Annotated in this window: 4 protein-coding genes and 1 pseudogene; 1 reads left to right on the forward strand and 4 read right to left on the reverse strand. The window is 42.1% G+C overall.

The window, feature by feature from the left end:
- A pseudogene (locus ACS8FD_RS13180) lies at window positions 1-205 on the forward strand (zinc ribbon domain-containing protein); the annotation flags it as partial.
- Between the two features lie 30 nt (window positions 206-235).
- Here ACS8FD_RS13180 and ACS8FD_RS13185 read toward each other — a convergent pair.
- The 4 genes from ACS8FD_RS13185 to rpsF all read right to left on the reverse strand — a co-directional run bounded on the left by ACS8FD_RS13185 (window position 236) and on the right by rpsF (window position 1,897).
- Entirely contained in the window at window positions 236-475 is a 240-nt protein-coding gene (locus ACS8FD_RS13185; RefSeq protein WP_439276222.1) for a hypothetical protein, read from the reverse strand.
- A 255-nt stretch (window positions 476-730) separates the two neighbouring features.
- Complete coding sequence (gene rplI / locus ACS8FD_RS13190) at window positions 731-1,243, reverse strand: 50S ribosomal protein L9 (protein ID WP_439276223.1); 513 nt, start codon at window positions 1,241-1,243, stop codon at window positions 731-733.
- 20 nt (window positions 1,244-1,263) lie between these two features.
- Complete coding sequence (gene rpsR / locus ACS8FD_RS13195; protein ID WP_010198808.1) at window positions 1,264-1,494, reverse strand: 30S ribosomal protein S18; 231 nt, start codon at window positions 1,492-1,494, stop codon at window positions 1,264-1,266.
- Window positions 1,495-1,510: 16 nt separating this feature from the next.
- Window positions 1,511-1,897 (reverse strand): 30S ribosomal protein S6, encoded by a 387-nt coding sequence (rpsF, locus tag ACS8FD_RS13200; RefSeq protein WP_439242854.1) that lies wholly within the window; start codon window positions 1,895-1,897, stop codon window positions 1,511-1,513.
- Window positions 1,898-2,209: the final 312 nt, after the last annotated feature.

Here is a 2,209-nt window from a genome sequence, read left to right on the forward strand (position 1 = left end):
ATCTTGAAGTAAATGAAGCGTACACCACCCAAACCTGCTCGTGTTGCGGCTCTCGCCAAGACAGTCCGAAAGGTAGATCAGCGCTTGGTGTAAGAGAATGGTTTTGCAGTTCTTGTCAAACTGCCCATAACAGAGATGTTAATGGAGCAAAAAATATTCTCGCGGTCGGGCTTGGCCGTCTTTAGTAGGAATCCCCGTCCTTTAGGTCGGGGAGGAAGTCAAGAAAAAGTCTTTGTTAAGCATAAATCTGATTGTTTAATTTATCGAAATGAGCATTTCTCACTTTGGTTGCCATAGTGTCAAAATGAATACAGATGCCAGAACTGTCTCTTGTAGCGTACCAGTATTCGTCATTGCAGCCGGTTGGTATCTCAAAGAACTTGTCATTGACAAAATCGCCTACGGTATAGACGTGTCCTTCTGCATAAAAATCATTACCACTCGTACAAATTAATTTATCACCAGTCTTAATCATATTCGTTCTCCTATCAATCAAAACGAAGCGCGCTTATGATAGTCAAATTCATAATAAAAGAAAATGGATAAGGTGCTGAGCGGTTGAATGGGTATGCTGAGCGGTTGAATGGGTATGCTGAGCGGTAGTACGTGAAATTCAGGGCATGATCTCTATAGAATGTCTATTAGACCCTAAGAAGGCACTATAGAAATAAAAAAACCAGCGACATAAAGTCACTGGCTTCTTTTTAACTTCAGATAGAGGATATAAAGCTTACTCTTCAGATGTCTCTTCGTTTTCATCAGCTGCTTCTTCTACATCTTGGTCTTCATCATCGCCATCTTCAGATAGGATAGTGACTAAGATGCTAGCAGTAACGTCATGATGCAATTGGATATCAACATTGTATTCGCCGATCTGACGTAGTGTACCTTCTGGAAGTTTGATTTCAGCACGATCTACTTCTAGACCTGAGTTTGTCAAAGCTTCAGCGATATCACGAGTACCGATAGAACCGAATAGTTTGCCTTCGTCGCCTGATTTAGCACGCATGATGACATTAACGTCGGTCAATGCATCAGCACGTGTTTGTGCAGTAGCGACTTCTTTAGCTTCTTCAGCTTCAAGCTCAGCACGACGTGCTTCGAACTTTTCAATGTTAGCTTTGGTCGCAGGTAGTGCTTTACCCTGAGGGATAAGAAAGTTGCGACCGTAACCTGGTTTTACATCGACAGTTTCACCGAGTTTACCAAGGTTGACGATACGCTGTAACAAAATAATTTGCATGAGTCATTCCTAGTTAACGGTTAACCCTGATGGTTATCAGTGTATGGTAATAGCGATAAATAGCGAGCTTGTTTGATAGCAGTCGCTAGTTGACGCTGATATTTTGTAGAAGTACCGGTAATACGGCTCGGTACGATTTTGCCATTGTCACTGATGTACTGTTTTAGCAATTCAACATCTTTATAATCGATGTGAGTGATGCCTTCAGCAGTGAAACGGCAGAATTTGCGACGGCGATAGAAACGTGCCATAAGTATTCTCCTTTAATTAGTCTTCACTGTTGTTGTCATTGTCGTCTGAGCGACGTGGCGTAGCTTTACGTGCGCGTTTTTCATCGGCATTTTTAGCTAGCTGTGACTCTTCAGTGATTGCTTCATCACGGCGCATGACTAAGCTACGGATGATGGCATCGTTATAACGGAATAACTCTTCTAACTCTTCTAGAGTCTCACCGTCAGTTTCGATGTTGAATAACACATAGTGAGCTTTGTGGATCTTATTGATTGGATAAGCCAGTTGACGACGGCCCCAATCTTCTAGACGATGGATGATACCATTGTTGTCTTGAACCAACTTGATATAGCGTTCAACCATGCCGACCACTTGGTCGCTTTGGTCTGGGTGTACAATTAACACCACTTCGTAATGTCGCATTTGGACTCCTTACGGATTAGTAGCTACCGGCCCTATGCAGGTAGCAAGGAGATTTATAAGGTAAACTTAGCCTCAGCTATTATTATAGGTAGAGCGCGATAAGCTTAGGATATAAAGCGCCGTATTATAACAGTACTCAAGCAGTAACACAAAGGTTAATGCGATTAAAGGGAGTTAGTTCTAAAGCCAGCTATTTAAGAATAATAAGGCTATCCATAAAAAAAGCAGCGACTAATGAACCGACCCCCATAAGTTGGACACAACTTATGGGGTATTTTTATGCATTACGACCTAGACTTTAAGCTGCAAGTC

This window comes from Psychrobacter sp. 1U2 (assembly GCF_051847575.1).

What these genes read in the sequence shown, in the direction of transcription:
- ACS8FD_RS13185 (WP_439276222.1), bottom strand. Translation starts at nt 475, where the DNA reads ATGATTAAGACTGGTGATAAATTAATTTGTACGAGTGGTAATGATTTT.
- rplI (WP_439276223.1), bottom strand. Translation starts at nt 1,243, where the DNA reads ATGCAAATTATTTTGTTACAGCGTATCGTCAACCTTGGTAAACTCGGT.
- rpsR (WP_010198808.1), bottom strand. Translation starts at nt 1,494, where the DNA reads ATGGCACGTTTCTATCGCCGTCGCAAATTCTGCCGTTTCACTGCTGAA.
- rpsF (WP_439242854.1), bottom strand. Translation starts at nt 1,897, where the DNA reads ATGCGACATTACGAAGTGGTGTTAATTGTACACCCAGACCAAAGCGAC.